We start from the raw sequence: 24278 nt of genomic DNA on the forward strand, positions 1-24278 counted from the left end.
TAGCATCAGCGACGACCGCATGCCTCGACACCACGTCCGGCGTGCCATCTCCCGGGGGGAGTCACGGCACACGAGTTCAGGAGGGTCTAACCGCGTGTCCACCAACGAGGAACGCCGCGAAGCCGCCAAGCGCAAGCTCGAAGAACGCCTCGAACGGGAACGGCAGCAAACACGCCGTCGCAAGATCATCATCGCCTCGGTCTCGACCGTGGTGGTCGTGGCCATCGTGGCGACCGCGACGACCCTCATCGTGAAGAAGGTCCTCGACGACCGTGAGGCCGCTCGCTGGACGGCATGTTCGTACCAAGACCAGCCGAGTCGTTTCGAGCAGCTCCCCAAGGAGGTTCCGGCCGAGGTCCCGGCGAATCAGCGCGCACAGGCGCAGGCCTACCTCGACGAGATGAAGGCGGGCGAGGCGAAACAACGGACCTCCCCCAAACCCGACTCGAAGCAGCTGAAGGAGGGCACCGCCGACATGGTGCTCGACACGAGTCAGGGCGCCATCCCGATCACGTTGCAGCGCACCGGGGCACCATGCAACGCCGGCGCAGTGATCTCGTTGGCCGAGAAGAAGTTCTACGACGCCACGCCGTGCCACCGACTCACCAACAGCCAGACCCTGAAGGTTCTGCAATGCGGCGACCCGACCGGGACCGGAGCCGGCGGCCCGGGGTGGTCGAGCCCCGACGAACTGCCCACCGACCTCAAGCCCGCCGGGCAGCCGGATCCGAGTTCCGGTGAGGCACCGGTGATCTATCCGCGCGGGACCGTGGCCATCGCCAACAGCAACAATCCCCAGACGGGTCAGTCGAACACCGGCTCCAGTCAGTTCTTCCTGGTCATGCAGGACAGCCAGCTGGCAGCGAACTACTCGGTCGTCGGCAAGGTCGACCCGGACGGCCTGACGGTGCTGGACAAGATCGCCAAGAACGGCCTTACCCCCGGCCCCAATGGCAGCGCAGAGGACGGCAAGCCGAAGCAGCCGGTGGACATCACCACCGCCACCGTCGACAGCGGCTCCGCCGCCTGACGTGGACGCGAGGGGGTCAGGCGGCCGAGGTCACCCGGTACACGTCGTAGACCCCCTCGACGTTGCGCACCACGTTCAGCACGTGCCCGAGATGCTTCGGGTCACCCATCTCGAAGGTGAACTTGCTGACCGCCACCCGATCACGGCTGGTGGTCACCGACGCGGACAGGATGTTCACCCGCTCGTCGGCGAGCACCTTGGTGACGTCGGAGAGCAACCGGTGACGGTCGAGCGCCTCCACCTGGATGGCGACGAGGAAGACCGATGACGGTGAGGGTGCCCACGACACCTCGATGATGCGTTCGGACTGTTCCTGCAGGGACGTGGCGTTCGTGCAGTCGGTGCGGTGCACGCTGATCCCGCCGCCACGCGTCACGAATCCCAGGATCTCGTCGCCAGGCACCGGTGTGCAGCACTTGGCGAGCTTCGCCATCACGTTGTCGAGACCCTCGACGACGACGCCGGCGTCGCCGCCTTGTCGGCTGCGGGTGGGCAGGGTCGACGGCGTCGACCGCTCGGCGATCTCGTCGACCGCATCGTCGATGCCACCGAGCGATGCGACGAGGCGGTTCACCACATGCCGGGCCGAGACGTGGCTCTCCCCGACCGCGGTGTACAGGGCGGTCAGATCGGTGTACCGCAACTCCTTGGCGACGGCCGCCATGGATTCGGCACTCATCAAGCGCTGCAACGGTAGTCCGCCCCGCCGCACCTCCTTGGCGATGGCGTCCTTGCCCGTCTCGAGCGCTTCTTCCCGGCGTTCTTTGGCGAACCACTGGCGAATCTTCGCCTTGGCTCGAGGCGACACGACGAAGTTCTGCCAGTCCTTCGACGGTCCGGCGTTCGGCGCCTTGGAGGTGAAGACCTCGATGACCTCGCCGTTCTCCAGCTTTCGTTCCAGCGCCACCAGCCGGCCGTTCACCCGGGCACCGATACAGCGGTGTCCGACCTCGGTGTGCACCGCATAGGCGAAGTCGACCGGGGTCGACCCGGCGGGCAGGGTGATCACGTCCCCCTTGGGGGTGAACACGAAGATCTCCTGGACCGCCAGGTCGTAGCGCAGCGACTCGAGGAACTCGCCCGGATCGGCCGCCTCACGTTGCCAGTCGAGCAGCTGGCGCATCCAGGCCATGTCGTCGATCTCGGCGGCGTCGGTGGACCTGCGTGGATTCTTGCCCTTGCGTTCCTTGTAGCGCCAGTGCGCGGCGATGCCGAACTCCGCGGTCCGGTGCATCTCGTGCGTGCGGATCTGCACCTCGAGCGGCTTACCCTCCGGGCCGATCACCGTGGTGTGCAGGGACTGGTAGACCCCGAACCGGGGCTGGGCGATGTAGTCCTTGAACCGACCGGCCATCGGCTGCCACAACGAATGCACCACGCCGACAGCGGCATAGCAGTCGCGGACCTCGTCGCACAGAATCCGGATGCCGACCAGGTCATGGATGTCGTCGAAGTCGCGACCCTTGACGATCATCTTCTGGTAGATCGACCAGTAGTGCTTGGGCCTGCCCTCGACGGTCGCCGCGATCCGCGAGCCCCCCAGCGCATTGTTCACATCGGCGCGCACGCGGGCGAGATAGGTGTCACGCGAGGGCGCGCGGTCGGCCACCAGCCGGACGATCTCCTCGTACCGTTTGGGGTGCAGGATCGCGAACGAGAGATCCTCGAGTTCCCACTTGACCGTCGCCATGCCGAGTCGATGTGCCAGTGGCGCAATGACTTCCAGGGTTTCCCGGGCTTTTCGGGCCTGCTTCTCGGGCGGGAGGAAGCGCATGGTCCGCATGTTGTGCAGCCGGTCGGCCACCTTGATCACCAGCACCCGCGGATCCCGGGCCATGGCGATGATCATCTTGCGGATCGTCTCGGCCTCGGCGGCGCTGCCGAGTGCCACCTTGTCCAGCTTCGTGACGCCGTCGACGAGGTGCGCCACCTCGGCGCCGAAATCCTTCTCGAGTTGTTCGAGGGTGTACCCGGTGTCCTCGACCGTGTCGTGCAGCAGCGCCGCCACCAGGGTCGTGGTGTCCATACCGAGGTCGGCGAGGATCGTCGCCACCGCCAGTGGATGTGTGATGTAGGGGTCGCCGGACTTGCGCTGCTGCCCCTCGTGCTTTTCATCGGCGACGTCATAGGCGTGTTGCAGCAACGCCACGTCGGCCTTCGGGTAGATCTCCCGGTGCAGCGTCACCAGGGGTTCCAGGACCGGACGGACCGTGCTGCGGGTGGCGGTCATCCGGCGCGCCAGCCGCGCGCGCACACGTCGGGACGCCGACGACGACGGGGTCCCGACCGCATCGGCGCCGGGGAGCGGCTGGTCCGACGCGTTCCGTACATCGGGCACAGCCGGTCCCGTCGTCTCAGCGGATTCCCGCCGGGCATCGGTATCGACCTCGTCGTGCATCGTGACCTCCTCTCCTCGTCCGGGCGTCGCCGCATCTCAGCGGCGGGTTGTCAACCATCGGTGTCCTCGACCACTCTGGACAACGCCGGATGAGGGCGAGTCTAGTCCGCCCGATACGGACCGCGGTTCGCTCAGCCGCTGACGACGGCATGGACCGGCAGATCCGCGCCGAGGCCCTCGGCGATGGTCGCCCGTCCGCCCAGACCGTCGAGCTCCATGATCACCGCGACGCCGACCACCTCGGCGCCGGCCCGATCCAGCAACTGCGCGGCCGCCACGGCGGTGCCACCGGTCGCGAGCACATCGTCGACCAGCAACACCCGCATACCGCTGATGTCGATGCCGCTCGCCGGGATCTCGAGGACCGCGGTCCCGTATTCGAGCGTGTAGCTGGTGCTGTGCACCGGCGGCGGCAGCTTGCCACCCTTGCGGACAGCCAGCACCCCTACCTCGAGTTCACGGGCGACCGCGCCGCCGAGGAGGAAACCCCGTGCATCGATGCCGGCCACCAGATCGATGCCGCGGCAGCCGTGGGTGAGCGCGGTGACGACGGACGACAGTCCCACCGGGTCCGCCAGCACCGGCGTCAGATCTTTGAAGTCGATACCGGGCGCGGGGAAGTCGGCCACCATCCGGGCGTGTTCGTCGATGGCCCGACGGGCCCGGTCGAGCGCCCGCGTGGTGATGTCGTCGTCGGGAGCGGACCCCGGCTGCTGCGCGTCGTCAGTCACGTACTGTCCACCGATCCATGTTCCAGCCGGTTCCGTTACGGCCCAGCCCGGCCACCACATTATCGACCCGGCCGCCCCACCGCTGCACGCGCGGGGCCGCGAACAGCGGGATCGACGGCACCGCCGCCCAGGCAGCGTTCTCGATGGTGCGGACGAATTCGAGCCGGTCGGCGGCCAGGTCCGCCGCCGCCAGCCGGTCGATCGCGGCACTCACATCCGGATCCTGAAATCCACCGAGGTTCAACGGGTCCCCGCCGTGCAGCTGATACGCGTCCCGGGACGGATTGGCCGCTCCGGCCGCGGCGAACGAGGCGCCGGCGGCGACCAGCAGCGCATCGACATCCTTGCCCAGCGCGGACGGAGCGAGATCGGGCGAACCAGCGTCCACCACGTCGACGCCGGCCCGACGACACGACTCGGCGATCGTCGCGACCATCTGCTGCCGCCGCGCCGCCGGCGCGAGATATCCGACCCGCACGCGCAACGGACCCGAACGGGTCGATGCGGTGGTCTCGGCCAGCGCGCGGGCGCGGCCCACATCCGGCCTCGCGTAGGCACGGCCGAATGCACCGTTGAGTTGGCCTGCGAGGTTGTCGGCCGGGGCGAGGACACGCAGATTCCACAGTTGCGCACCCTGACCGAACTGGCGTGCCAACACATCTCGGGGCACACAGGAGGCAAAGGCCTGCCGGGTCCGGACATCGCCGAACACCCCGCGTTGAGCAAGCACCAGTTCCTCGACGGCCAGCGCCCGATTCGGTTGCGGCAGCGGCTGGATCGTCTCGTCTGTCGATCCCGACGGCGCCACCTCGTCGGTCGTCATCCCCCCGGTCAGATCGGCGACATCGAAGGATCCGTCGGAGATGCGCTTCTCAGCGTCGGTTCCGCGACCCCAGATCGCGATCCGAGAGGTCTTCGGCGCGTCGCCCCACCACTTGTCGTTGGCCACCAGCACGAGCCCACCGGATTGCGAATATCGGTCTATCCGATACGGTCCCGACGACGGAAAACGCTGTTCATCGACCGATCCGGGGGTCAGCGCGAACCCGGTGTTCCAAGCCCGGGCGAGCTTTCCCACGACGGCCTGATCGCCGGTGCGGATCGGATCGACGATGTCTGCGACGCCGGCCATGCGCGCCACCACATGCGCAGGCAGCATCGTGCCCGCGCCGAACAACGACAGCCAGTCCCGGTAGTCGCGCCCGCGGGCGAATGCAACGGTCGCGGTTGCCTCCCCCGGAGCGCAATCCACCCGTTCGATGTCGCGGTAGCCCGCGGTCGTCGCCGGACGGAACCCGGGGAACCGACCACTCATCGCCGCCCACGCGAGAACCAGATCGTCACAGTCGACGGCCTGGCCGTCCGAGTAGCGGGCTGCCCGGTTGAAGTCGTAACGCAGGGTCAGCGACGACCCGGGAACCGGTGTGACGGTTCCGATGTCGCGGTCCGGGGTGACCTGGCCGTGTGCCCCCAGGTAACTGAAGCCGGGCAACATCCGGGTGGTGGCCATCAGCACGCCGTTGGCGTTGCCCTCGACGGTGTTGGCGTTGTAGCTGTCTATCCGCGCGTCGACCGCGTAGTCGATCGTGGGCGGGCCGTCCTCACCGCAGCCGGCGAGCAGTCCGGCGAGGACCACCACCACGCCCACCAGGGCGATCGTTGTCAGGGGCAGGCCGATTCGTCGCCGGGCATCCGACCCGGTGCGCACAGTCACGACCCGTAGACTAGCGCGACCGTCGACGTTTTCCGGTCGGGCTCGTCGGTGCGTCCTCGTCGGACCGTTTCGCCGACCGGCTCCCCGCCGAGCGGCCGCGGACCGGTCGATCCTCCGAGACATCCTGCCCGGCCGCCACCCGCGCACGCCGGTCGAGGACCCGCTTGGTGTGGCGCGCGATCTCGGAACGGCGCTCCTTGAGTGTGACGAGTAGCGGCGCCGCCAAGAAGATCGACGAGTAGGCGCCGACGACCACGCCCACGAGCTGGATGAGCGCCAGGTCCTTGAGCGTGCCGACGCCCAGCAACCACACGGCGATCACCATCAGCGCGATGATCGGCAGCACCGAGATGATCGTGGTGTTGATCGAGCGCATGAGGGTCTGGTTGATCGCCAGGTTGGTCTGCTCGGCGTAGGTTCGTCGCGTCGTCTGCAGCACCGATCTGGTGTTCTCGGCCACCTTGTCGAACACGACGACTGTGTCGTACACCGAGAAGCCGAGGATGGTCAGGAGGCCGATGACGGTGGCCGGGGTCACTTCCCATCCGACCAGCGAATAGATGCCTGCCGTCACGATGATGTCGAAGAACAGCGACGCCAATGCGGCCAGCGACATCTCCCGGTCGAAGCGCACCGCGATGTAGACGAACACGATGATCAGGAACACCGCCAGCGCGATCAGCATCTTCTTGGTGATCTCGCCGCCCCAGGTGGAACTGACATCGGATGAGCTCACCTCGGCCGCGGTCAGCTCGGGTGCGAATTTGTCCGCGAGGGCACTCGTCACCTGCTGGGTCTGCTGAATGGTGAGGGTCTCGGTGCGCACCTGGACGGTCTCGGAGCTGCCGGAGCCCGCGGTCTGGACGGACTCGGGCTCGCTGCCCAATGTGTCTGCGAAGACCTCCTCCACGGAATCGCTCGTCACACCGGCCGAGACCGGGATGGAGACCTGCGTGCCGCCCTCGAAGTCGATGCCCAGGGTGAAACCGCGGATGGCGATCGAGGCGATGCAGATGGCCAGGATCACGGCGGTGACGATGTACCACGCGCGACGGTGACCGGCGAACTCGAATGCGCCCGTACCCGTGTAGAGCCGGGACAGGAACGACCGGTCGGATTCCGCGACGAAATTCGCCTCCGACGTCGGGCTCATCTCTCTCGTCACATCGGTGTCGTCGACCGCCACGTCGGGCTGCGCCGCGCCGCGGGAGCCGTCCGATCGACCGGAATTGGGGCGTTGCGTACTGCTCATTTCGCCGTTCCTTCCGACGCCTCGACCTTGGCCGTACGGGCCGACAGTCTCCGCTGCCGCGCCACCTCACTCACGGCGCCGAGCCCGTTGACCTTCGGTCTGGACAGGAACTCGGACCGGCTCGCGAGGACGACCAAGGGATGGGTCACCAGGAAGACCACCACGACGTCGAGGATCGTGGTGAGACCCAGCGTGAATGCGAATCCGCGTACCTCACCGATGGCCAGGACATAGATGACGACCGCGGCGATGAAGCTGACCGCGTTACCCGACCAGATGGTGCGCCGCGCGCTCGCCCAGCCGCGCGGCACCGCGGACCGGAAACTTCGGCCCTCCCGCATCTCGTCCTTTATTCGCTCGAAGTAGACGACGAAGGAGTCGGCCGTCATGCCGATACCGATGATCAGACCCGCGATGCCGGAGAGATCCAGGGTGAAGCCGATCCACCGGCCCAGCAGGATGATGATGCCGTACACCATCAGTCCCGACAGCACCAGCGACAACATCGTCAGGATGCCGAGCATCCGGTAGTAGAACAGTGCGTACAGAAGGACTGCGATCAGTCCGACGAGGCCGGCGATGAGTCCGGCCTGCAGTGACGCGAGACCCAGTGTGGCCGAGACCGTCTCGGCGTCGGAGGCCTCGAAGGAAAGCGGCAACGAACCGTACTTGAGGACGTTGGCGAGATCCTTCGATTCCTGCTGGCTGAAGTTGCCGCTGATCTCGGTGGACGGAGTGGTGATCGCGCCCTGGATCTGAGGTGCGGAGACCACCTTGGTGTCGAGGGTGAACGCGGTCTGTTTGCCGGTGTTCTGGGCGGTGTAGGTCGGCCAGAATTTCTGCGCCGCGCCCTTGAACTCGACCTGCACGATCCACGATCCGGCCTGCTGCGTGGTGCCCGCCGTCGCGTTCTTGATGTCCCGGCCGTCGATGATCTCCGGCCCGAGGAGGTAGACCTCCTTGCCGTCCTGGGAGCACGCCACCAGGTTCTGGTCGGGCAGATCGTTGCCCAGCAACGGATCGTTGGCGCCCGGCGAGCAGTCCATCTTGGTCATCTGCGCCGTCAGCGCGTCGAGATTGGCCCCGGCGGGCGCCTGCCGAAGCTTGCGCTGCTCGGCGATCGCGGCGGCCGAGGTGTCGCCGGACTGCTTGTCTTCCTGCTGCTTCTGCTCATCGGTCTTCGGCTGCGGGGTCGCGGGTTGCACCTTCTCGACCGGCCGCACGAACAGTCGGGCGGTCTGGCCCAGCGAGCGCGCCTGCTTGCCGTCGTCGCCCGGCACCGTGATGACCAGGTTGTTGCCGTTGACCACGACCTCCGAGCCGGACACACCGAGCCCGTTCACGCGCTGCTCGATGATCTGCTTCGCCTGATTGAGCTGGTCACGCGACGGCGGTTGACCGTCCGGGGTACGGGCGGTCAGCGTCACGCGGGTGCCGCCCTGCAGATCGATACCCAGCTTGGGTGTCGGCGATCCGCCTCCGGTGAAGAAAACCAGCCCCCAGACGACGGCCAACAACACGAAGAAAGCGGTCAGGGGTCTCCACGGCGGAATCTCACGTGGAGGTCCCGACCGCTTCGTCGACGCCCGGCGAGGTGTGGTCACTGCTGTTCTGGTCTCCTAGGGAATGCGCGCCGGGCACCATGCGGCCCCGCCGCGCGGTCGTGGCGGTCGGTCGCCCACTCTACTGACTGCGCGGTAGCAACCGTCCTCCGGTGCCACCGCGCTCGGTGGCCTGCGGGCGCGTTCACGCGCCCGCAGGTTGATCACTTCTCGTCGGAGGGGGTGTCGCCCGGACGTTCGGTCCACACGCTGTCGTCGGTGCTGGAATCTGCACCGAGCGACGGCGACGGATCGTCGACGATCTCCTCGGGCCGCCCGATCAGAGCGCCCGGATAGGTCTCGGCGGCGTCCTCGGTCGGCACCACCCGCACCACAGCGGCGCGATTGAAGCGGGCCACGACACCGGTCGCGATCTCGAGGTCGACGAAATCGCCGGTTCCTGCCTCGACGACGGTGGCGAACATTCCCGAGGTCAGCTGCACACGTGCACCGGTGGCCACGGAGTTCTGCATGTCCTGCATCTCGGACACGCGCTTCTTCTGCTTGCGGATGCTCAGGAACATGAAACCGGCCAGCAGGGCCAGCAGAAGGGGGAAGAAGAGGGACTCCATGATTACAGCAACAATCCTTGTCGGTTCGGTCGTGTTGTGGGCGTTATGTCGGGTTCGGCCGGTCAGCCGAGTGCCGCTCGCAGGCGCGCGTGATCGCACCAAGTCCTCCGGCGGGCTCTCCCCAGTGTGCCATGCCCGGGAAAGTCGCCGCGATCCTCGGGTTCGCGGCAGGTCTAGAGATCGTCGAACAGGCTCTCGGTCAGGGTGTCGCGGGTGCGGACGCCGAAGCTTGCGTTCATCGCGCCGGCCGGCGGTGTGAGACCGAGGTGATGCCAGGCCGCGGCCGTCGCGACGCGGCCACGCGGGGTCCGCGCCATCATCCCGGCGCGCACCAGGAACGGTTCACACACCTCCTCGACGGTGGTGGGCTCCTCACCCACCGCGACCGCCAGTGTGGACACCCCGACCGGTCCGCCACCGAACCCTCGGACGAGAGCGTTGAGGACGGCGCGGTCGAGGCGGTCGAAACCCAGCTGATCGACGTCATAGACGGTGAGCGCTGCCCGTGCGATGTCCAGGGTGATGACACCATCGCTGCGCACCTCGGCGTAGTCGCGGACCCGGCGCAGCAGCCGGTTGGCGATGCGGGGGGTGCCGCGTGACCGACCGGCGATCTCGACCCCGGCGTCCTCGAGCAGCCGGATACCCAGAATCCCCGCCGACCTGCGCAGCACATGCACCAGCTCGTCGTTCTCGTAGAACTCCATGTGCGCGGTGAACCCGAACCGGTCACGCAACGGACCCGTCAGCGACCCGGATCGGGTGGTGGCGCCAACGAGGGTGAACGGTGCCACGTCGAGCGGGATGGAGGTGGCACCGGGCCCCTTCCCCACCACCACGTCGACCCGGAAATCCTCCATCGCGAGGTAGAGCATCTCCTCGGCCGGGCGGGCGATCCGGTGGATCTCGTCGATGAAGAGCACATCGCCGTCGACCAGGTTTGACAGCATCGCCGCGAGATCGCCGGCACGCTCGAGCGCCGGACCGGACGTCACGCGGATCGCGGCGCCCATCTCGCCGGCGATGATCATCGCCAGTGACGTCTTGCCGAGCCCTGGTGGTCCGGACAGCAGGATGTGATCCGGGGTGCCGCCGCGCCCCTTGGCACCGCGCAGCACGAGCTCGAGTTGCTCGCGGACCCTGGGCTGGCCGATGAAGTCGGCCAATGACCGTGGACGCAGCCCGGCATCGAATTCGCCGTCCGAGTGCAACTCCGCGGCGCTCATGTCGCGCTCCTCGGGCCCGGGCGCCTGATCGTCGGTCATGCGGTCTTCCCCAAGAGCGCCAACGACTTCCGGAGAAGGGTGGAGGCATCCACATCGGGCGCGTCGGCGAGTACCGCGGCCAGGGCCCGGTCGGCGGGTGCGGCCGTGAACCCGAGACCCAGCAACGCTTCGGCCACCTGGTCCCGCACCGTGCCGCCGATCGCGGTGGTCGACGCCACACCGTCTCGTGCCGCAGGCGCCTCGACCTTGTCCCGAAGTTCCACGACAAGTCGTTCGGCCACGCGTTTCCCGATCCCCGGAACGGTGGTCAGCGCCTTCACATCGGACTCGGCCAATGCGCGGCGAAGCGCGTCTGGCTCCAGGACCGCCAGGGTCGCCATCGCCAGGCGCGGGCCGACCCCGGTCACCGTCTGCAGAAGGGTGAACAACGACCGCGCATCGGCATCGGTGAAACCGTAGAGCGTCATCGAGTCCTCGCGCACGATCATCGAGGTGAGCAACGTCGCCTCCTCGCCGCGCCGCAGCGACCCGACGGTTCCGGGCGTCACGAGGACGCGGTAGCCGACGCCCGCGCAATCGATCACCACGTGGTCGAGGGCGACGTCGACGACGGGACCCCGCACCGAGGCGATCATGCCGCTCCCCCGGCCCGCGACCGTCGTTGCGACGACGACGCACGATCGGCGGACGCCTGCGCCACGCGCTCACGATGGCGCCGTGCCAGTTCCTCGGCCTTGCGTTGTGCCTCGATCATCTTCTCCGTGGTGGCTCCTCGCCAGCAGTGGCAGATCGCCAGCGCCAGGGCATCGGCGGCGTCTGCCGGTTTCGGCTTCGTCTGCATCCCGAGGATGCGGGTGACCATCATCGTGACCTGCGCCTTGTCGGCCCGGCCACTCCCCGTGACGGCCGCCTTGACCTCGGACGGGGTATGGAATCGCACGGGCACATCGCGTTGACCGGCAGCCAACGCGATGACCCCGCCCGCCTGTGCGGTCCCCATCGCCGTGGACACCTGATTCTGTGCGAACACCCGCTCGATCGCGACCACGTCCGGCTGGTGCACATCGAGCCAGTGACTCGCAGCCGTGTAGATGGCCAGCAACCGGTTCGCGAGTTCCATGTCGGTGGGCGTCCTGACCACGTCGACGTCGAGCGCGGTCACGTTCCGTCCCCGACCCGACTCGACCAGGGCGATCCCACAGCGCGTCAGGCCGGGATCGACTCCCATCACACGCACGTACACCTCCACCGTGCAAGCATTTCCGAACAGTTGTTCGAGATTCTATCGGCAGGCGCCGACGACGACGGACAACAACACGCGACAATCGAAGGTGCCATGCCCACGTACACGCCGACCACGCCCGACGGGCTCGTCGAACTCTGCCTCTCCCACGTCGCCGCCCGCGACGGCCGTGTGGTGGTGGTGATCGACGGTGCCGCCGCCGCCCGGCCCGACGACCTCGCCGACCGTCTCGCTGCCCGGCTCCGGGTCGTCGGACGTGCCGCGGCCGTCGTCCGGATGGCCGACTATCTGCGGGCGGCGTCGCTGCGGTTCGAGTACGGGCATACCGACCCGGAGAGCTTTCGATCCACGTGGTTCGACTACCCGGCGCTCGATCGGGAGGTCGTCTCCGCGCTCCGCGTCGCAGGCCGATGGCTGCCGCGTCTGTGGGATGCCGAACAGGATCGTTCCTTCCGCGACCGACGACAGGACGCGGCGTCCGACCAGGTGCTGATCCTGGCCGGGCCGATGCTCGTCGGCAGGGATCTCGACGTGGATCTGGCGATCCGGCTCCGGATGAGCGGGGCCACCCTCCGCCGGATCTCGTCGCCGGACGCGCAGTGGACCGTCGAGCCGATCCTGCGATACGCGGAGGCATCGGGCGACGCCGACATCGAGGTCCGTTACGACCACCCGGACCGCCCGGCCGTCGCCGTCGACCATCCACGCACGACACGCCACCGGGACCGGATGTCCTGACGTCCGCCGAACGATTCGCGACTGTCCTACTCGTCGAGTTCGGCGAGCACCTCGTCACTCACGTCGACGTTGCTGAACACGTTCTGCACGTCGTCGGAGTCCTCGAGCGCATCGATGAGCTTGAACACCTTGCGCGCGCCGTCGGCGTCCACCGGCACCTCGACCGACGCCCGAAAGTCCGCCTCGGCGGAGTCGTAATCGATGCCGGCCTCTTGCAACGCCGTCCGGACCGCGACCAGATCCGTCGGTTCGCTCACCACCTCGAAGGACTCTCCGAGGTCGTTGACCTCCTCGGCACCGGCATCGAGGACGGCCATCAGCAGGTCATCCTCGGACTGGCCGTTCTTCTCCAGCGTGACCACACCCCGACGGGTGAAAAGGTATGCCACCGAACCGGGATCGGCCATGTTGCCGCCGTTGCGGGTCATCGCGGTCCGCACCTCGCCTGCGGCGCGGTTCCGGTTGTCGGTGAGGCATTCGATGAGGATCGCGACGCCGTTCGGGCCGTACCCCTCGTACATGATGGTCTGCCAGTCGGCGCCGCCCGCCTCTTCACCGCCACCACGCTTGCGGGCCCGCTCGATGTTGTCGTTGGGCACCGACGACTTCTTGGCCTTCTGGATGGCGTCATAGAGAGTGGGATTGCCGGCCGGATCACCACCTCCGGTGCGCGCCGCCACCTCGATGTTCTTGATCAGCTTGGCGAACATCTTGCCGCGCTTGGCGTCGACGACCGCCTTCTTGTGCTTGGTGGTGGCCCATTTGGAATGGCCGCTCATGAGACTCCCACATCCTTCTCGACGTCAGTACCACGTGGCGCGACCATCCGATGACGATCGGCCCAACGTCAAGATCTTACCGGTGCGTGCCGACTCAACTGCCGCTACGCTCCCGGCGCCGTGATGATCAGGCCCGCACCATGTCGACGAAGTACTGGTGCACCCGCCGGTCGCCGGTCACCTCCGGATGGAACGACGTCGCGAGGACGTCACCTTGCCGCACCGCGACGATCCGTCCCTCGGCGGGACCGTCCGGCACCTGTGCAAGTACCTCGACCTCCGGGGCTATGGACTCCACCCACGGCGCCCGGATGAACACCGCCCGCATCGGGGCATCCCCCGGCCGGTCGGTGATACCGGTGAACTCCAGGTCTGTCTCGAAGCTCTCCACCTGCCGACCGAAGGCATTGCGCCGCACCGTGATGTCGAGGGCGTCGAGGTGGCGGGCGTCGGCGCGCGTGTCCAGGATCGTGCTCGCCAGCATGATCATGCCGGCGCAGGAACCGTAGGCGGGCATGCCCGCGGCCAGCCGCTCCCGCAGTGGGTCGAACAGATCGAACACGTTCAGCAGATGACTCATCGTGGTCGACTCCCCTCCTGGGATGACCACCGCGTCGACGGCCGCGAGTTCGGCCGGGCGGCGAACGGCCTCGGCCTGCGCGCCCGCCTCGGTCAGGGCGGCGAGATGCTCCCGGACGTCACCCTGGAGTGCCAGGACCCCGATCCGCGGAGTGTCGACGCCGCTCACCGCGCCTGCCCGTCGTACCGATCCGCGGGCGCTTCCCGCCCGACGCGGGTCAGTCCCTCCTGGGTGACCGCGGCGACCATCCGCCCGGCGTGGTCGAAGATCCGGCCCTGGGTGAGCGCTCGCCCACCGAAGGCCGACGGTGAGGTCTGGTCATAGAGGAGCCACTGATCCGCCCGGAAGGGACGCATGAACCACATCGCATGGTCCAGGGAGGCCGCCTGCAGATCGGCATCGGGATGCGGCACCTTCGAGGAGCCGAGCAGGGTCATGTCGCTCATGTACGCGAGGGTGCCCACGTGGAAGACCTGGTCGTCCGGGAGCCGGTGACGGTAGCGGAACCACACCCGCTGCTGCGCCGCGAAGTAATCGGAGGTGGCGAGGCGGTCCGGTGGCACCAGCCGGATGTCGAAGTTCTTCCACTCTCGGAAGATCGCCTTGGCATCCTCCGGGAGTTCGTTCGCCTCATCGGGCAACTCCTCGGGAGCCGGCGCGGGTGGCATCCGGTCCTGATGTTCGATGCCGTGATCGGTGCGCACGTGGAACGACGCCGACATCGTGAAGATCGCGACGCCGTTCTGGACCCCGGTCACGCGCCGCGTGACGAACGACCGGCCGTCCCGGATCCGGTCGACGAGGAACAGCGTCGGCTTCTCCGGGTTCCCCGGCCGCACGAAGTAGCCGTGCAACGAATGCACCGCGTACTCGGCAGCCACCGTGCGGGTGGCCGACATCAGTGCCTGCCCGGCCACCTGACCACCGAAGGTCCGCTGCATGAGCGTGGGAAACGCCAGCCCTCGATAGATGTCGGTCTCGATGGGCTCGACCTGGAGGATCTCTTCGATGGTTGCCACGGCCCCAGTATCGCGCACCAGGCGGTCTGCGAGCGTGCTGCCCGCGCGGTCTGATCGGCCGTGTTGCCGACCTCACGTCCCGCGGCGCAGGTGATTCGTCAGAGTTCGTCGAGCAAGATCAGCCCGTCCTGAACGGCGCGTGCCACCAGCGCGGCCTTGGTGGACGCGGTCCGCCCGGCCTCCGAGTACTTCGCCCGAATTCTTGTCAGGTGCGTGTTCACCGTGCCGAGCGAGATGAACAGCGCTTCTGCCACTGCGGTTTTGGAGTCGAGCATCAACCAGGTGCGCAGCACCTCGATCTCGCGGATGGTGAGCGCCGGATGTTCGGTGTCCGCGGAGTCGGTGCCGCACGAGCAGTGCGGACGATTCGAATCCGCGCGTACCTCCGACGTCACCAGCGTCATGTGCGCACGGGCGGGCCGGGTGCGGCGCGGAGTGACCACGGTTCCATCGAGCGGCTGACCGGGGAGCGGCATCCGTCGTTGTGCGAGGCGCGCGAGCGCCTCCTGCCGACGACGTGTCGCCTCGGTGTGTCGGCCCGCATCGTGCACGGGCCGATCGTCGGCAGCGACAGACGAGTGACGCTGCGAAGCGTGCTGTGCGGTGACCGTCATGGTTGTCCTCACTCATTCGAGGGGCATCCGGTGTGTGCCCTGCTGTCGTGAGTTAGACGCGACGAGTCGCCGCAAGGTTCCGCGATTCTGACAGGGAAATATCGACGCGTCGAGGCGGCGGGTCAGTCGGTGACGTCGGCGTCGGTGTCGGTGTCGCCGACCTCGCTGTCCTCGACGTCACGGCCATCGACAAGACCGCCATCGACTCGGCTCCCGTCGACCGCTGCGCCGTCCCGACCGGTCCCGTCGACGTCACCGGCGTCGGTCGCCGCCTCGTGGACGACGATGACGATGACCGTGACATTGTCGTGTGCACCGAGCGCGAGGGTCGCCTCCACCAGCGCCTCGGCACCGTCCTGCGCGGTTGCCGCACTCCGGAGGAGGTCTGCGATCTCCTCGTCGGGCAATTCGCCGGTGAGGCCGTCCGAACAGATCAGGAGCGTGTCGCCGGGCAACGCGCGTAGCGAGAAGAAGTCCGCCTCCGGCTCTGCCATGCCGGCCCCGAGCGCACGTGTGATCACGTTGCGCCGCGGGTCGACCCGGGCCTGTTCGGGGGTGAGGAAGCCCGCGTCCACGAACTCCTGGACCTGCGAGTGATCGACCGTGAGTTGCTCGAACTCGCCGCTCTGGAGGCGATAGGTCCGTGAGTCGCCGATGTTGAGGACCAGCCAGTGTGGCTCACCGTCGTGGGTCACCAGCACGGCTCCGGTCGCGGTGGTACCGGCGCGGCGCTCGGACTCGGTGTCGATCTCCCCTATCCGGATCTGGGCGTCCGACAGCAACTCGATGAGTGCCAGCTGGGTCTCGGTCTGGTCTCCCAGTGCCTCGACCGCGGCCAGCGTCTCGAGGGCGGCCTCGCTGGCGAGTTCACCGCTGTCGTGACCGCCCATGCCGTCGGCCAGCAGGTAGCGCCCCGGTTCCACCAGCGCGGCATCCTCGTTGGCCTCGCGTACTCGGCCGACGTTGCACACCGCCGCCCACTCGAGCTGCAGGCCCGCCAGTGTGTCGGTGCCGCAACGGGATGCGTCCCGAACGATCGTCGCCGCGTCCATGATCAGCAGATCCTACGGCAGATCGGACTTACCAGCCCCGCTCTGCGAGTCGGTGTGGCTGCGGGATGTCGTCGACGTTGATCCCGACCATCGCCTCTCCCAGGCCGCGCGAGACCTTGGCCAGCACATCCGGATCGTCGTGGAACGTGGTCGCCTGCACGATCGCGGCCGCCCGCTGCTCCGGATTGCCCGACTTGAAGATGCCCGAACCGACGAACACGCCCTCGGCGCCGAGCTGCATCATCATCGCGGCGTCGGCCGGGGTGGCGATACCGCCCGCGGTGAACAGCGTGACCGGCAGCTTGCCTGCCTCGGCGACCTCGACGACGAGATCGTAGGGCGCTTGCAGTTCCTTTGCCGCGACGAACAATTCGTCCTTCGGCAGCGACGTGAGCCGCCGGATCTCGTCGCGGATCTTGCGCATGTGCGTCGTCGCATTCGATACGTCGCCGGTACCGGCCTCGCCCTTGCTGCGGATCATCGCCGCGCCCTCGGTGATCCGTCGCAACGCCTCACCGAGATTGGTGGCACCACACACGAAAGGCACCGTGAACTGCCACTTGTCGATGTGGTTCGCGTAGTCGGCGGGAGTCAGCACCTCGGACTCGTCGACGTAGTCCACGCCGAGACTCTGCAGGATCTGCGCCTCCACGAAGTGACCGATCCGGGCCTTGGCCATCACCGGGATGGAGACCTTCGAGATGATCCCGTCGATCATGTCCGGGTCGCTCATCCGCGACACGCCGCCCTGCGCCCGGATGTCGGCGGGCACGCGCTCGAGGGCCATGACCGCGACCGCTCCGGCGTCCTCGGCGATCTTCGCCTGCTCCGGGGTGACGACGTCCATGATGACGCCACCCTTGAGCATCTCCGCCATGCCGCGCTTCACCCGGGCCGTTCCCTGCCCAACGGTCGGTGCCGGATCGCGATGTCCGTTCCCGTCCGTGCCGTTGAGGGTGTTCGGGGCGTCCGGTCCGGGAGTGTTCCCTGACTGGAATTGACTCACTGTGATGTCTCCTGATGTCGTCATTCCGGCACCGGGTGCCGGGTCCGCATGACGCGGTTGCCCCACAAGTCTAGGCGAGCCACAGGACAGCGGTCATCGTCGGTCACCCATCCGACCTGGTACGGCCGCACACCTCCTGCGCCGCCTCTCAGCCGTGGCCGCTGGGGGTGACGCGTTCGATGATCTCGAAGTACTGCGGCAGCTCGGCGGTACCACCGAGGCGCAACCACCGGACCAGCCGACGTTCGGCCAGGTTGCGGGTGTCACGCACGGCGTCGTTGTAGAACCGTCGAGCCATCATCACGCGGGTCTCGGAATCGGCCAGCTCCACGACCAGGCCCTGCGGCCTGGTCTGTGTGTCGGTCTGCGCGAGGAGCGCCGACACCCGGTTCTCCGACTGTTCACGGGCGTGCGCCGGCGCATGCTCGGCATGGTCGGCCGCCGCGGCCAGCGCTTGTCCTGCCGACCGTGTCTCCTCGTCGTAGCTGACGACCATTCCCGACGCGATCGCCCGCGCCACCACCGCCCGCCTCGCCAGCGCCGCATCGAGCGCCTGACGTGCGAGATCCACCCGGACGTTGAGCCGGTCGAGACGATTCGCGGTCTGGAACGCCCACCCGCCGGCCAGGACGGCAAGCAAGATGATCACCCCGATCACGAGGATCGTGAGGCCCGATATCGTCATCTGCCCACCTCCTTCAATCGGACACGACGACCGGCCCGGTGCCGACCGTCACCGTGTCGTAGACACGTAGGATCTGGTCGGCCACCCGCGACCAGTCGTACCGGTCGGCACGTCGTCGGCCGGCTCTCACCAACTCTTCCCGGGCCTCGTCGTCGCCGAGCAGTTCGATGACCGCGGCGCCCAGTGCATCCGGTGATCCGGTCGACACCAGTCGTCCGGCCCGACCGTCGTCGAGGACGCGCCGGAACGCATTCAGGTCGCTGGCCACCACGGCCGCCCCCGCGGCCATGGCTTCCACGAGCACAATGCCGAAGCTCTCCCCGCCGAGGTTGGGGGCGCAGTAGACATCCGCCGAACGCAGCGCACGCGCCTTGGTCGCATCGTCGACCTGGCCGAGGAAGACGAGATGTGACGCCAGTGATCCGGCACGGCGCCGCAGTGCGCGCTCGCTGCCGCCACCGACAATCAGCACCCGCACGTCGGGGAACTCCACCACGATCGACGGCAGCGCGCGCATCAGGATGTCGATCCCCTTGCGCGGCTCGTCGTAGCGCCCGAGGAACAGGATCGTGTGCCCTGGCCACGGATAGCCGTCCAGCGGTTCGGCATCGGCGAACCCGCCCACGTCGATGCCGTTGGGGATCTCCACCGCGTCGGACCCCAGCGACTCCATCTGCCAGCGGCGCGCGAGTTCGGAAACGGCGATCTTTCCCGAGATCCGCTCGTGGTACGGCCGAAGGATGCCCTGGAAGACGGTCAGCCACATCGAACGCGTCGTCGATGTGTGGAAGGTCGTCACGATCGGGCCGGACGCGACCATCAACGACAACATCGAGATGCTCGGTGCGTTCGGTTCGTGCACGTGCAAAACGTCGAAGCCGCTCTCGTCGACCCACTTACGCAGGCGCAGATAGCCCGTCGGGCTGAAGCTCACCCGGGAGACGGACCCGTTGTACGGGATCGCGAGCGCGGGACCCGCCGAGACCACGTAGTCGGGCAGGCGCCCCTCGTCCGCTGACGGCGCCAGCACGCTGACCTCGTGTCCGCGTCCGATGAACACCTGCGCGAGTTCGACGACATGCGCCTGCACGCCACCGGGGACGTCGAAGGAGTACGGGCAGACCATCCCTATTCTCACCGGCCCGACTCCTCGGTCGCGGAGTCGCCCTCGATACGCGCCCGTCGTTCCGACGACCAGTCGGCCTCCCACAGCGGCTGGAGCATGTGCCAGTCCTGCGGATGTGCGGCGATGTTCTTCTCGAACACGTTCGCCAACGCCTGCGTCGCCGGTCCCACACCGCCCGACACGTCGATCGGGGTCCCGACGGAGATCATCGAGTTCGGTGCGTCGGTGAACCAGTGGTGCACCGGTAACAGCGCCGCGCCCGTCTCGATGGCCAGCTTCGCCGACCCCGCGGGCATCCGAGTCTTCTCACCGAAGAAGGTCACCGGCACCCCGTGCCGCGCGAGATCCCGTTCGCCCAGCAGGCAGATGACGCCACCCGCCCGCAACCTCTCGGCGAGGCGCGCGAACGGTGGCTCCTCGCCGCCGCTGAGCGGGAAGATCTCGAATCCCAGGGATTCCCGGTATTCGACGAACCGTCTGAACAGCGACTCCGGTTCGAGGCGCTCGGCGACCGTCGCGAAGTCTCCGCGGTTCTGCACGAGCCAGACCCCGGCCATGTCCCAGTTCCCAGTGTGCGGGAGGGCCAGGATCACCCCCTGCCCGGCCGAGATGGCGGCATCGAGGACGACCTGGTCGGGTCCGGGGACCGTCACCGTCGCCGCTGTCGCGGCGAGATCCTGGACCGGCAGCCGGAATGCCTCGCACCAGTACCGGGCATAGGAACGCACCGCGGCGGCGACGAGGTCGTCGGGCACTTCCTCCGGCGTGGTGCCCACCACCCGGGCGAGATTCCGGCGCAGTTGCGCGGGCCCGCCCTTGCGACGTCCGGCGAGATCGCCGAAGCGGTCGAACAGCCCCCGTGCCACCGATTCCGGCGCATAGCGCACCGCTGCCCAGCCGGCCGCGTACCCCAGGCCTGCCATCGTGCCCGTGACCGAGCTCATCGGGCCCTCTCCCCCGTCACCATGTGTGTCAGTGTGCTCCGGCCTGCGGCTGAGTGCCCGTCGTCGGCGGTTCGTCGTCGTCGGCGTTCTGGGTGGCGAGCGGGATCAGATCCCGCGCGCCCGGCGAGGAGTAGATCGACCACATCCGCTGGCCGACGGTGATGACCGACAACCCGGCGAGCGCCCAGACCGCCACGTGCACAGCCCAATCCAGCCCCAGCCCGGTGAGGCCGGTGCCGACCAGGACGATGATCAGCCGGTCGGGACGCTCGATCCACCCACCGTCGCCGTTGAGCCCGCTCGCCTCCGCCCGCGCCTTCGCGTACGAGATGACCTGGGAGGTGACCAGACAGATCAGGGTGGCGATCAGCAGCAGTCGATGCGGCTCGGTCACCGCGCACCACCATGCCAGTCCGGCGAAGATCGCTCCGTCGGCGACACGATCACAGGTGCTGTCCAGCACCGCACCGAACCTGGTGCCGCCACCGCGGGCACGGGCCATCGCGCCGTCGAGCATGTCGAACATCACGAAGAGCCAGATCACCAGGGTGCCGGCGAAGAGATACCCCATCGGGAACAATGTCAGCGCCGCCGCGATGGTGGCCGCGGTGCCGATCAGGGTCATGATGTCCGGACTGAGGCCGGTACGAAGCAGTGCGCGTCCGAGGGGCAATGTCACCTTGGATACCGAGGACCGGCCCCGGATGCTCAGCATCTGACCGCTCCTTTCCTCCCCCGCCCGGCCGGAATCGACGCTGTCGGTGTCACGGCTGGTCCAGCCACGCGTCGGCGAGCAACGAACGGGTGTCGCGCAGCAACTGTGGCATGACTTTCGTCTCCCCGACAACCGTGATGAAGTTCGCGTCGCCGATCCAGCGCGGCACGATGTGCTGATGGAGGTGTTCGGCGAGTGAGCCGCCTGCGGCGTAACCGAGGTTCAGACCGACGTTGAACGCGTTGGGATTCGACACCGACTTGATAGTGCGGATCATCCGCTGCGTGAACGACATCAGTTCGTCGGACTCTTCGGCCGTCAGGTTTTCGAGGTCGGCCACCTGGCGATACGGGACGATCATGGTGTGGCCCGGGTTGTACGGGTAGAGATTGAGCACCGCGTAGACCGCGGCCCCCCGTGCCACCACCAGCCCGTCCTCGTCGGACATCAGCGGGATGTCGAGGAACGGATGTCCCGTCGATTTCGCCGAGGGCGGCGGATCGGACGTGATGTAGGTCATCCGGTGCGGGCTCCAGAGACGCTGCAGCCGATCCGGGTCCCCAGTTCCGCAGTCACGGATCTCCCGATCGCCGGCGGCGTCGGCCTGCTCAGCCATCGGCGGCATTCGATCCGTCGACCCCGTGGTCGAGGCTGTCCGACGTGGGTGAGTCGTTGCGGCGCTCGGTCACCCAGCCCGCGATGAGTTCGACGGCACTGGCCACCGGCACCCCGTTGACCTGGGAGCCGTCGCGGAACCGGAAACTCACCGCGTCGGCGTTCACGTCGCGTTCGCCCGCGAGGAGCATGAACGGCACCTTGCCCGTGGTGTGGTTGCGGATCTTCTTCTGCATCCGGTCGTCGGAATGGTCGACCTCGGCGCGGATGCCCCGCTTCTTGAGCTCGTCGACGACGGCCTGCAGGTGATCCGCGAAGGCCTCGGCGACCGGGATACCGACCACCTGGACAGGCGCCAGCCACGCCGGGAAGGCGCCCGCGTAGTGCTCGGTGAGGACTCCGAAGAAGCGCTCGATGGAGCCGAACAGTGCGCGGTGGATCATCACCGGCCGATGCTTGGCGCCGTCGGAACCGGTGTACTCGAGTTCGAATCGTTCGGGCTGGTTGAAGTCGAGCTGGATGGTCGACATCTGCCAGTTGCGCCCGAGCGCATCTTTCACCTGAACCGAGATCTTCGGGCCGTAGAACGCCGCGCCGCCGGGATCCGGCACCAGGTCGAGGCCCGATTCGCGGGCCACCTCGGCGAGCGTCTCGGTGGCGATCTCCCACGACTCGTCGTCGCCGACGAACTTCTTCGGGTCCTTGGTGGACAGCTCGAGGTAGTAGTCGTCGAGGCCGTAGTCCTTGAGCACATCGAGCACGAACGTCAGCAGTGACCGCAACTCGTCGCGCATCTGGTCGCGGGTGCAGTAGATGTGCGCGTCGTCCTGGGTCATGCCGCGCACCCGGGTCAGACCGTGGATGACGCCCGACTTCTCGTATCGGTAGACCGACCCGAACTCGAAGAGCCGCAACGGCAGTTCCCGATACGACCGACCGCGCGACCGGAAGATCAGGTTGTGCATCGGGCAGTTCATCGGCTTGAGGTAGTAGTCCTGCGCCGGTTTGCGCACGGTGCCGTCGTCGTTGAGCTCGGCGTCGAGCTGCATCGGCGGGAACATGCCGTCGGCGTACCAATCCAGGTGGCCGGAGACCTCGTAGAGATGACCCTTGGTGATGTGTGGGGTGTTGACGAACTCGTAACCGGCATCGATGTGGCGCCGACGCGAGTAGTCCTCCATCTCGGTGCGGATGATGCCGCCCTTGGGATGGAAGACGGGCAGACCGGAACCCAGTTCGTCCGGGAAGCTGAACAGGTCGAGCTCCGCGCCGAGTCTGCGGTGGTCCCGTCGTTCGGCTTCGGCGAGCAGTTCGAGATAGGCGTCCTGGGCTTCCGCGGACTCCCAGGCCGTGCCGTAGATCCGCTGCAGATCGGCGTTGTCCTGATCACCTCGCCAATAGGCCGCGGAGCTACGGGTCAGCTTGAAAGCGGAGATGTACTTGGTCGTCGGCACATGCGGACCCCGACACAGGTCGCACCAGATGAGTTCGCCGGTGCGCGGATTCAGGTTGTCGTAGGCGGTCAGTTCCGCCCCGCCGACCTCCATGACCTCGCTGTCGGCGGCGGCGCCCTTGTCGTCGATCAGTTCGAGCTTGTACGGCTCGGCGGACAGCTCCATCCGCGCCTGGTCCTTCGACGAGTAGACCCGCCGCGAGAACCGCTGTCCCGCCTTGATGATCTGCTTCATCTTCTTCTCGAGGGCGGTGATGTCCTCGGGGGTGAACGGCTCAGCGACGTCGAAGTCGTAGTAGAAGCCGTCTTTGATCGGCGGCCCGATCCCCAGCTTTGCGTTCGGGAACAGTTCCTGCACGGCCTGTGCCAGGACGTGCGCGCACGAATGCCGGATCACGCTGCGCCCGGCCTCGGTGTTCGCGGCGACGGGCTCGACGTCGGTGTCGAGATCCGGGGTCCACGAGAGGTCGCGCAGTTGCCCGGCCGCGTCGCGGACCACGACGATCGCGTCCGGCCCCTTGTTGGGCAGGTCGTGATCGCGAAGCGCCGTACCCGCGGTGGTCCCGGCCGGCACACGGATGGTGGCGGGGGTGGTCACCTGGAGATCGTCGGGCACGAGGACGCTCCTCAGCAGTCAGAACACGATGGACGTGTCGAGGCGGGTTGGTTGCGCCTCTGATCGTATCTGCGCCTGTTCGACGACCCGCATCCGCCGACCCGTTCGGCGCGGCGCACCCGCGTCGTCAGGACAGGATGGGGCTCGCGAGCCAGTCGGCGTCGATGTTCACCCAACCGGCGACCATCCCGATCGCGCCCAGCAGCCACAAGGTGACGACGACGATCGCGGCGGTCCCCAGCCACGCGACGGCCTGCACCGACCAGTGCTGACGCTGCATCCAGTCCATGAATGCGTCGTACTTACCCCGGGCGAAGGTCAGCACGCGGTGCGCCCAGGCGAACTCCGAGGCCAGGATGCCGAGCCCGAGGAACACGATCAGCCAGCCGGGACCCGGATACGGGATGGCGACGATGCCGCACGCGAGCACCAACGTGCCCACCACACCCACTGCGAGGCGATACACGCGGTGCAGTTTCGGGTTGCGACGGATGATGTAACGCCGCTGGCGGCCCCACAGACGCAACCGCTTCCAGGCCGACATTTTCCCCGCTTCGCTACCGCCCGAC

24 protein-coding genes are annotated in these 24278 nt (G+C 67.6%); 2 read left to right on the forward strand and 22 right to left on the reverse strand.

Features of this window, described 5'->3' with window-relative positions:
• The first annotated feature begins 94 nt into the window (after positions 1 to 94).
• Positions 95 to 1030, forward strand: a complete 936-nt coding sequence (locus ACLQ3I_RS19720; protein WP_425793893.1) for a peptidylprolyl isomerase — start codon at positions 95 to 97, stop codon at positions 1028 to 1030.
• A 16-nt stretch (positions 1031 to 1046) separates the two neighbouring features.
• On the opposite strand, the gene ACLQ3I_RS19725 is transcribed toward ACLQ3I_RS19720, so the two are convergent.
• The 9 genes from ACLQ3I_RS19725 to ruvC all read right to left on the reverse strand — a co-directional run bounded on the left by ACLQ3I_RS19725 (position 1047) and on the right by ruvC (position 11761).
• On the reverse strand, positions 1047 to 3428 hold the full coding sequence (locus tag ACLQ3I_RS19725; protein WP_425804145.1) for a RelA/SpoT family protein: 2382 nt from the start codon (positions 3426 to 3428) through the stop codon (positions 1047 to 1049).
• Positions 3429 to 3559: 131 nt separating this feature from the next.
• Positions 3560 to 4159, reverse strand: a complete 600-nt coding sequence (locus tag ACLQ3I_RS19730) for an adenine phosphoribosyltransferase (protein WP_425793890.1) — start codon at positions 4157 to 4159, stop codon at positions 3560 to 3562.
• The gene (locus tag ACLQ3I_RS19735) at positions 4152 to 5867 is read right to left on the reverse strand and encodes an ABC transporter substrate-binding protein (protein WP_425804433.1); all 1716 of its coding nucleotides are present in this window, start codon (positions 5865 to 5867) and stop codon (positions 4152 to 4154) included. The genes ACLQ3I_RS19730 and ACLQ3I_RS19735 overlap by 8 nt, the downstream gene beginning before the upstream one ends.
• Before the next feature lie 16 nt (positions 5868 to 5883).
• Positions 5884 to 7125 (reverse strand): protein translocase subunit SecF, encoded by a 1242-nt coding sequence (gene secF / locus ACLQ3I_RS19740; protein WP_425804147.1) that lies wholly within the window; start codon positions 7123 to 7125, stop codon positions 5884 to 5886.
• Entirely contained in the window at positions 7122 to 8729 is a 1608-nt protein-coding gene (secD, locus tag ACLQ3I_RS19745; RefSeq protein ID WP_425804149.1) for a protein translocase subunit SecD, read from the reverse strand. Before secD ends, secF begins: the two co-directional genes overlap by 4 nt.
• Positions 8730 to 8890: 161 nt before the next feature.
• Entirely contained in the window at positions 8891 to 9298 is a 408-nt protein-coding gene (gene yajC, locus ACLQ3I_RS19750; RefSeq protein ID WP_425793887.1) for a preprotein translocase subunit YajC, read from the reverse strand.
• Between the two features lie 173 nt (positions 9299 to 9471).
• Positions 9472 to 10563, reverse strand: a complete 1092-nt coding sequence (gene ruvB, locus ACLQ3I_RS19755) for a Holliday junction branch migration DNA helicase RuvB (protein WP_425804152.1) — start codon at positions 10561 to 10563, stop codon at positions 9472 to 9474.
• Complete coding sequence (ruvA, locus tag ACLQ3I_RS19760) at positions 10560 to 11159, reverse strand: Holliday junction branch migration protein RuvA (protein ID WP_425793885.1); 600 nt, start codon at positions 11157 to 11159, stop codon at positions 10560 to 10562. The genes ruvB and ruvA overlap by 4 nt, the downstream gene beginning before the upstream one ends.
• The gene (ruvC, locus tag ACLQ3I_RS19765; protein WP_425804154.1) at positions 11156 to 11761 is read right to left on the reverse strand and encodes a crossover junction endodeoxyribonuclease RuvC; all 606 of its coding nucleotides are present in this window, start codon (positions 11759 to 11761) and stop codon (positions 11156 to 11158) included. The genes ruvA and ruvC overlap by 4 nt, the downstream gene beginning before the upstream one ends.
• Before the next feature lie 99 nt (positions 11762 to 11860).
• Between ruvC and ACLQ3I_RS19770 the strand changes: the two genes are divergently transcribed.
• The gene (locus ACLQ3I_RS19770; RefSeq protein WP_425804156.1) at positions 11861 to 12505 is read left to right on the forward strand and encodes a hypothetical protein; all 645 of its coding nucleotides are present in this window, start codon (positions 11861 to 11863) and stop codon (positions 12503 to 12505) included.
• Between the two features lie 26 nt (positions 12506 to 12531).
• Here ACLQ3I_RS19770 and ACLQ3I_RS19775 read toward each other — a convergent pair whose 3' ends face one another.
• From ACLQ3I_RS19775 to ACLQ3I_RS19835, 13 genes are all read right to left on the reverse strand, one after another.
• Positions 12532 to 13284 carry a YebC/PmpR family DNA-binding transcriptional regulator gene (locus tag ACLQ3I_RS19775; protein WP_425793882.1) on the reverse strand — a complete coding sequence of 251 codons (753 nt, stop codon included), beginning with the start codon at positions 13282 to 13284 and terminating at the stop codon, positions 12532 to 12534.
• A 127-nt stretch (positions 13285 to 13411) separates the two neighbouring features.
• Positions 13412 to 14032: a pyridoxal 5'-phosphate synthase glutaminase subunit PdxT gene (gene pdxT / locus ACLQ3I_RS19780; RefSeq protein ID WP_425793881.1), complete on the reverse strand. Its 621-nt coding sequence runs from the start codon at positions 14030 to 14032 to the stop codon at positions 13412 to 13414.
• Positions 14029 to 14883, reverse strand: a complete 855-nt coding sequence (locus ACLQ3I_RS19785; protein ID WP_425804159.1) for an acyl-CoA thioesterase — start codon at positions 14881 to 14883, stop codon at positions 14029 to 14031. Before ACLQ3I_RS19785 ends, pdxT begins: the two co-directional genes overlap by 4 nt.
• A gap of 98 nt (positions 14884 to 14981) precedes the next feature.
• On the reverse strand, positions 14982 to 15497 hold the full coding sequence (locus ACLQ3I_RS19790) for a response regulator transcription factor (protein ID WP_425804161.1): 516 nt from the start codon (positions 15495 to 15497) through the stop codon (positions 14982 to 14984).
• A gap of 122 nt (positions 15498 to 15619) precedes the next feature.
• Positions 15620 to 16549, reverse strand: coding sequence for a PP2C family protein-serine/threonine phosphatase (locus ACLQ3I_RS19795; RefSeq protein ID WP_425804163.1), 930 nt, complete (start codon positions 16547 to 16549; stop codon positions 15620 to 15622).
• Between the two features lie 28 nt (positions 16550 to 16577).
• Positions 16578 to 17555 carry a pyridoxal 5'-phosphate synthase lyase subunit PdxS gene (pdxS, locus tag ACLQ3I_RS19800; RefSeq protein WP_425804165.1) on the reverse strand — a complete coding sequence of 326 codons (978 nt, stop codon included), beginning with the start codon at positions 17553 to 17555 and terminating at the stop codon, positions 16578 to 16580.
• Positions 17556 to 17703: 148 nt separating this feature from the next.
• A complete protein-coding gene (locus ACLQ3I_RS19805; protein WP_425804167.1) occupies positions 17704 to 18240 on the reverse strand; it encodes an NUDIX hydrolase in 537 nt (178 codons plus the stop codon).
• A gap of 13 nt (positions 18241 to 18253) precedes the next feature.
• On the reverse strand, positions 18254 to 19378 hold the full coding sequence (locus tag ACLQ3I_RS19810) for a glycosyltransferase family 4 protein (protein WP_425793874.1): 1125 nt from the start codon (positions 19376 to 19378) through the stop codon (positions 18254 to 18256).
• Positions 19375 to 20310, reverse strand: coding sequence for a phosphatidylinositol mannoside acyltransferase (locus ACLQ3I_RS19815; RefSeq protein ID WP_425793873.1), 936 nt, complete (start codon positions 20308 to 20310; stop codon positions 19375 to 19377). The genes ACLQ3I_RS19810 and ACLQ3I_RS19815 overlap by 4 nt, the downstream gene beginning before the upstream one ends.
• A gap of 28 nt (positions 20311 to 20338) precedes the next feature.
• Complete coding sequence (gene pgsA / locus ACLQ3I_RS19820; protein ID WP_425793871.1) at positions 20339 to 21025, reverse strand: phosphatidylinositol phosphate synthase; 687 nt, start codon at positions 21023 to 21025, stop codon at positions 20339 to 20341.
• A gap of 49 nt (positions 21026 to 21074) precedes the next feature.
• Positions 21075 to 21650 (reverse strand): HIT family protein, encoded by a 576-nt coding sequence (locus ACLQ3I_RS19825; protein WP_425793870.1) that lies wholly within the window; start codon positions 21648 to 21650, stop codon positions 21075 to 21077.
• A complete protein-coding gene (thrS, locus tag ACLQ3I_RS19830; protein ID WP_425804169.1) occupies positions 21634 to 23709 on the reverse strand; it encodes a threonine--tRNA ligase in 2076 nt (691 codons plus the stop codon). Before thrS ends, ACLQ3I_RS19825 begins: the two co-directional genes overlap by 17 nt.
• Positions 23710 to 23836: 127 nt before the next feature.
• Positions 23837 to 24253: a TIGR02611 family protein gene (locus tag ACLQ3I_RS19835; protein WP_425793867.1), complete on the reverse strand. Its 417-nt coding sequence runs from the start codon at positions 24251 to 24253 to the stop codon at positions 23837 to 23839.
• Positions 24254 to 24278: the final 25 nt, after the last annotated feature.

This window comes from Gordonia sp. DT101, from assembly GCF_049844895.1.
Lineage (GTDB): Bacteria > Actinomycetota > Actinomycetes > Mycobacteriales > Mycobacteriaceae > Gordonia.

Bases quoted from the DNA above. Each gene is read 5' to 3' on its own strand.
- ACLQ3I_RS19725 (WP_425804145.1), bottom strand. From the start codon at position 3,428: ATGCACGACGAGGTCGATACCGATGCCCGGCGGGAATCCGCTGAGACG.
- secF (WP_425804147.1), bottom strand. From the start codon at position 7,125: ATGAGCAGTACGCAACGCCCCAATTCCGGTCGATCGGACGGCTCCCGC.
- yajC (WP_425793887.1), bottom strand. From the start codon at position 9,298: ATGGAGTCCCTCTTCTTCCCCCTTCTGCTGGCCCTGCTGGCCGGTTTC.
- ruvB (WP_425804152.1), bottom strand. From the start codon at position 10,563: ATGACCGACGATCAGGCGCCCGGGCCCGAGGAGCGCGACATGAGCGCC.
- ruvA (WP_425793885.1), bottom strand. From the start codon at position 11,159: ATGATCGCCTCGGTGCGGGGTCCCGTCGTCGACGTCGCCCTCGACCAC.
- ACLQ3I_RS19770 (WP_425804156.1), top strand. From the start codon at position 11,861: ATGCCCACGTACACGCCGACCACGCCCGACGGGCTCGTCGAACTCTGC.
- ACLQ3I_RS19775 (WP_425793882.1), bottom strand. From the start codon at position 13,284: ATGAGCGGCCATTCCAAATGGGCCACCACCAAGCACAAGAAGGCGGTC.
- ACLQ3I_RS19790 (WP_425804161.1), bottom strand. From the start codon at position 15,497: ATGACGGTCACCGCACAGCACGCTTCGCAGCGTCACTCGTCTGTCGCT.
- ACLQ3I_RS19795 (WP_425804163.1), bottom strand. From the start codon at position 16,549: ATGGACGCGGCGACGATCGTTCGGGACGCATCCCGTTGCGGCACCGAC.
- ACLQ3I_RS19805 (WP_425804167.1), bottom strand. From the start codon at position 18,240: ATGACGATATCGGGCCTCACGATCCTCGTGATCGGGGTGATCATCTTG.
- ACLQ3I_RS19815 (WP_425793873.1), bottom strand. From the start codon at position 20,310: ATGAGCTCGGTCACGGGCACGATGGCAGGCCTGGGGTACGCGGCCGGC.
- pgsA (WP_425793871.1), bottom strand. From the start codon at position 21,025: ATGCTGAGCATCCGGGGCCGGTCCTCGGTATCCAAGGTGACATTGCCC.
- ACLQ3I_RS19825 (WP_425793870.1), bottom strand. From the start codon at position 21,650: ATGCCGCCGATGGCTGAGCAGGCCGACGCCGCCGGCGATCGGGAGATC.
- ACLQ3I_RS19835 (WP_425793867.1), bottom strand. From the start codon at position 24,253: ATGTCGGCCTGGAAGCGGTTGCGTCTGTGGGGCCGCCAGCGGCGTTAC.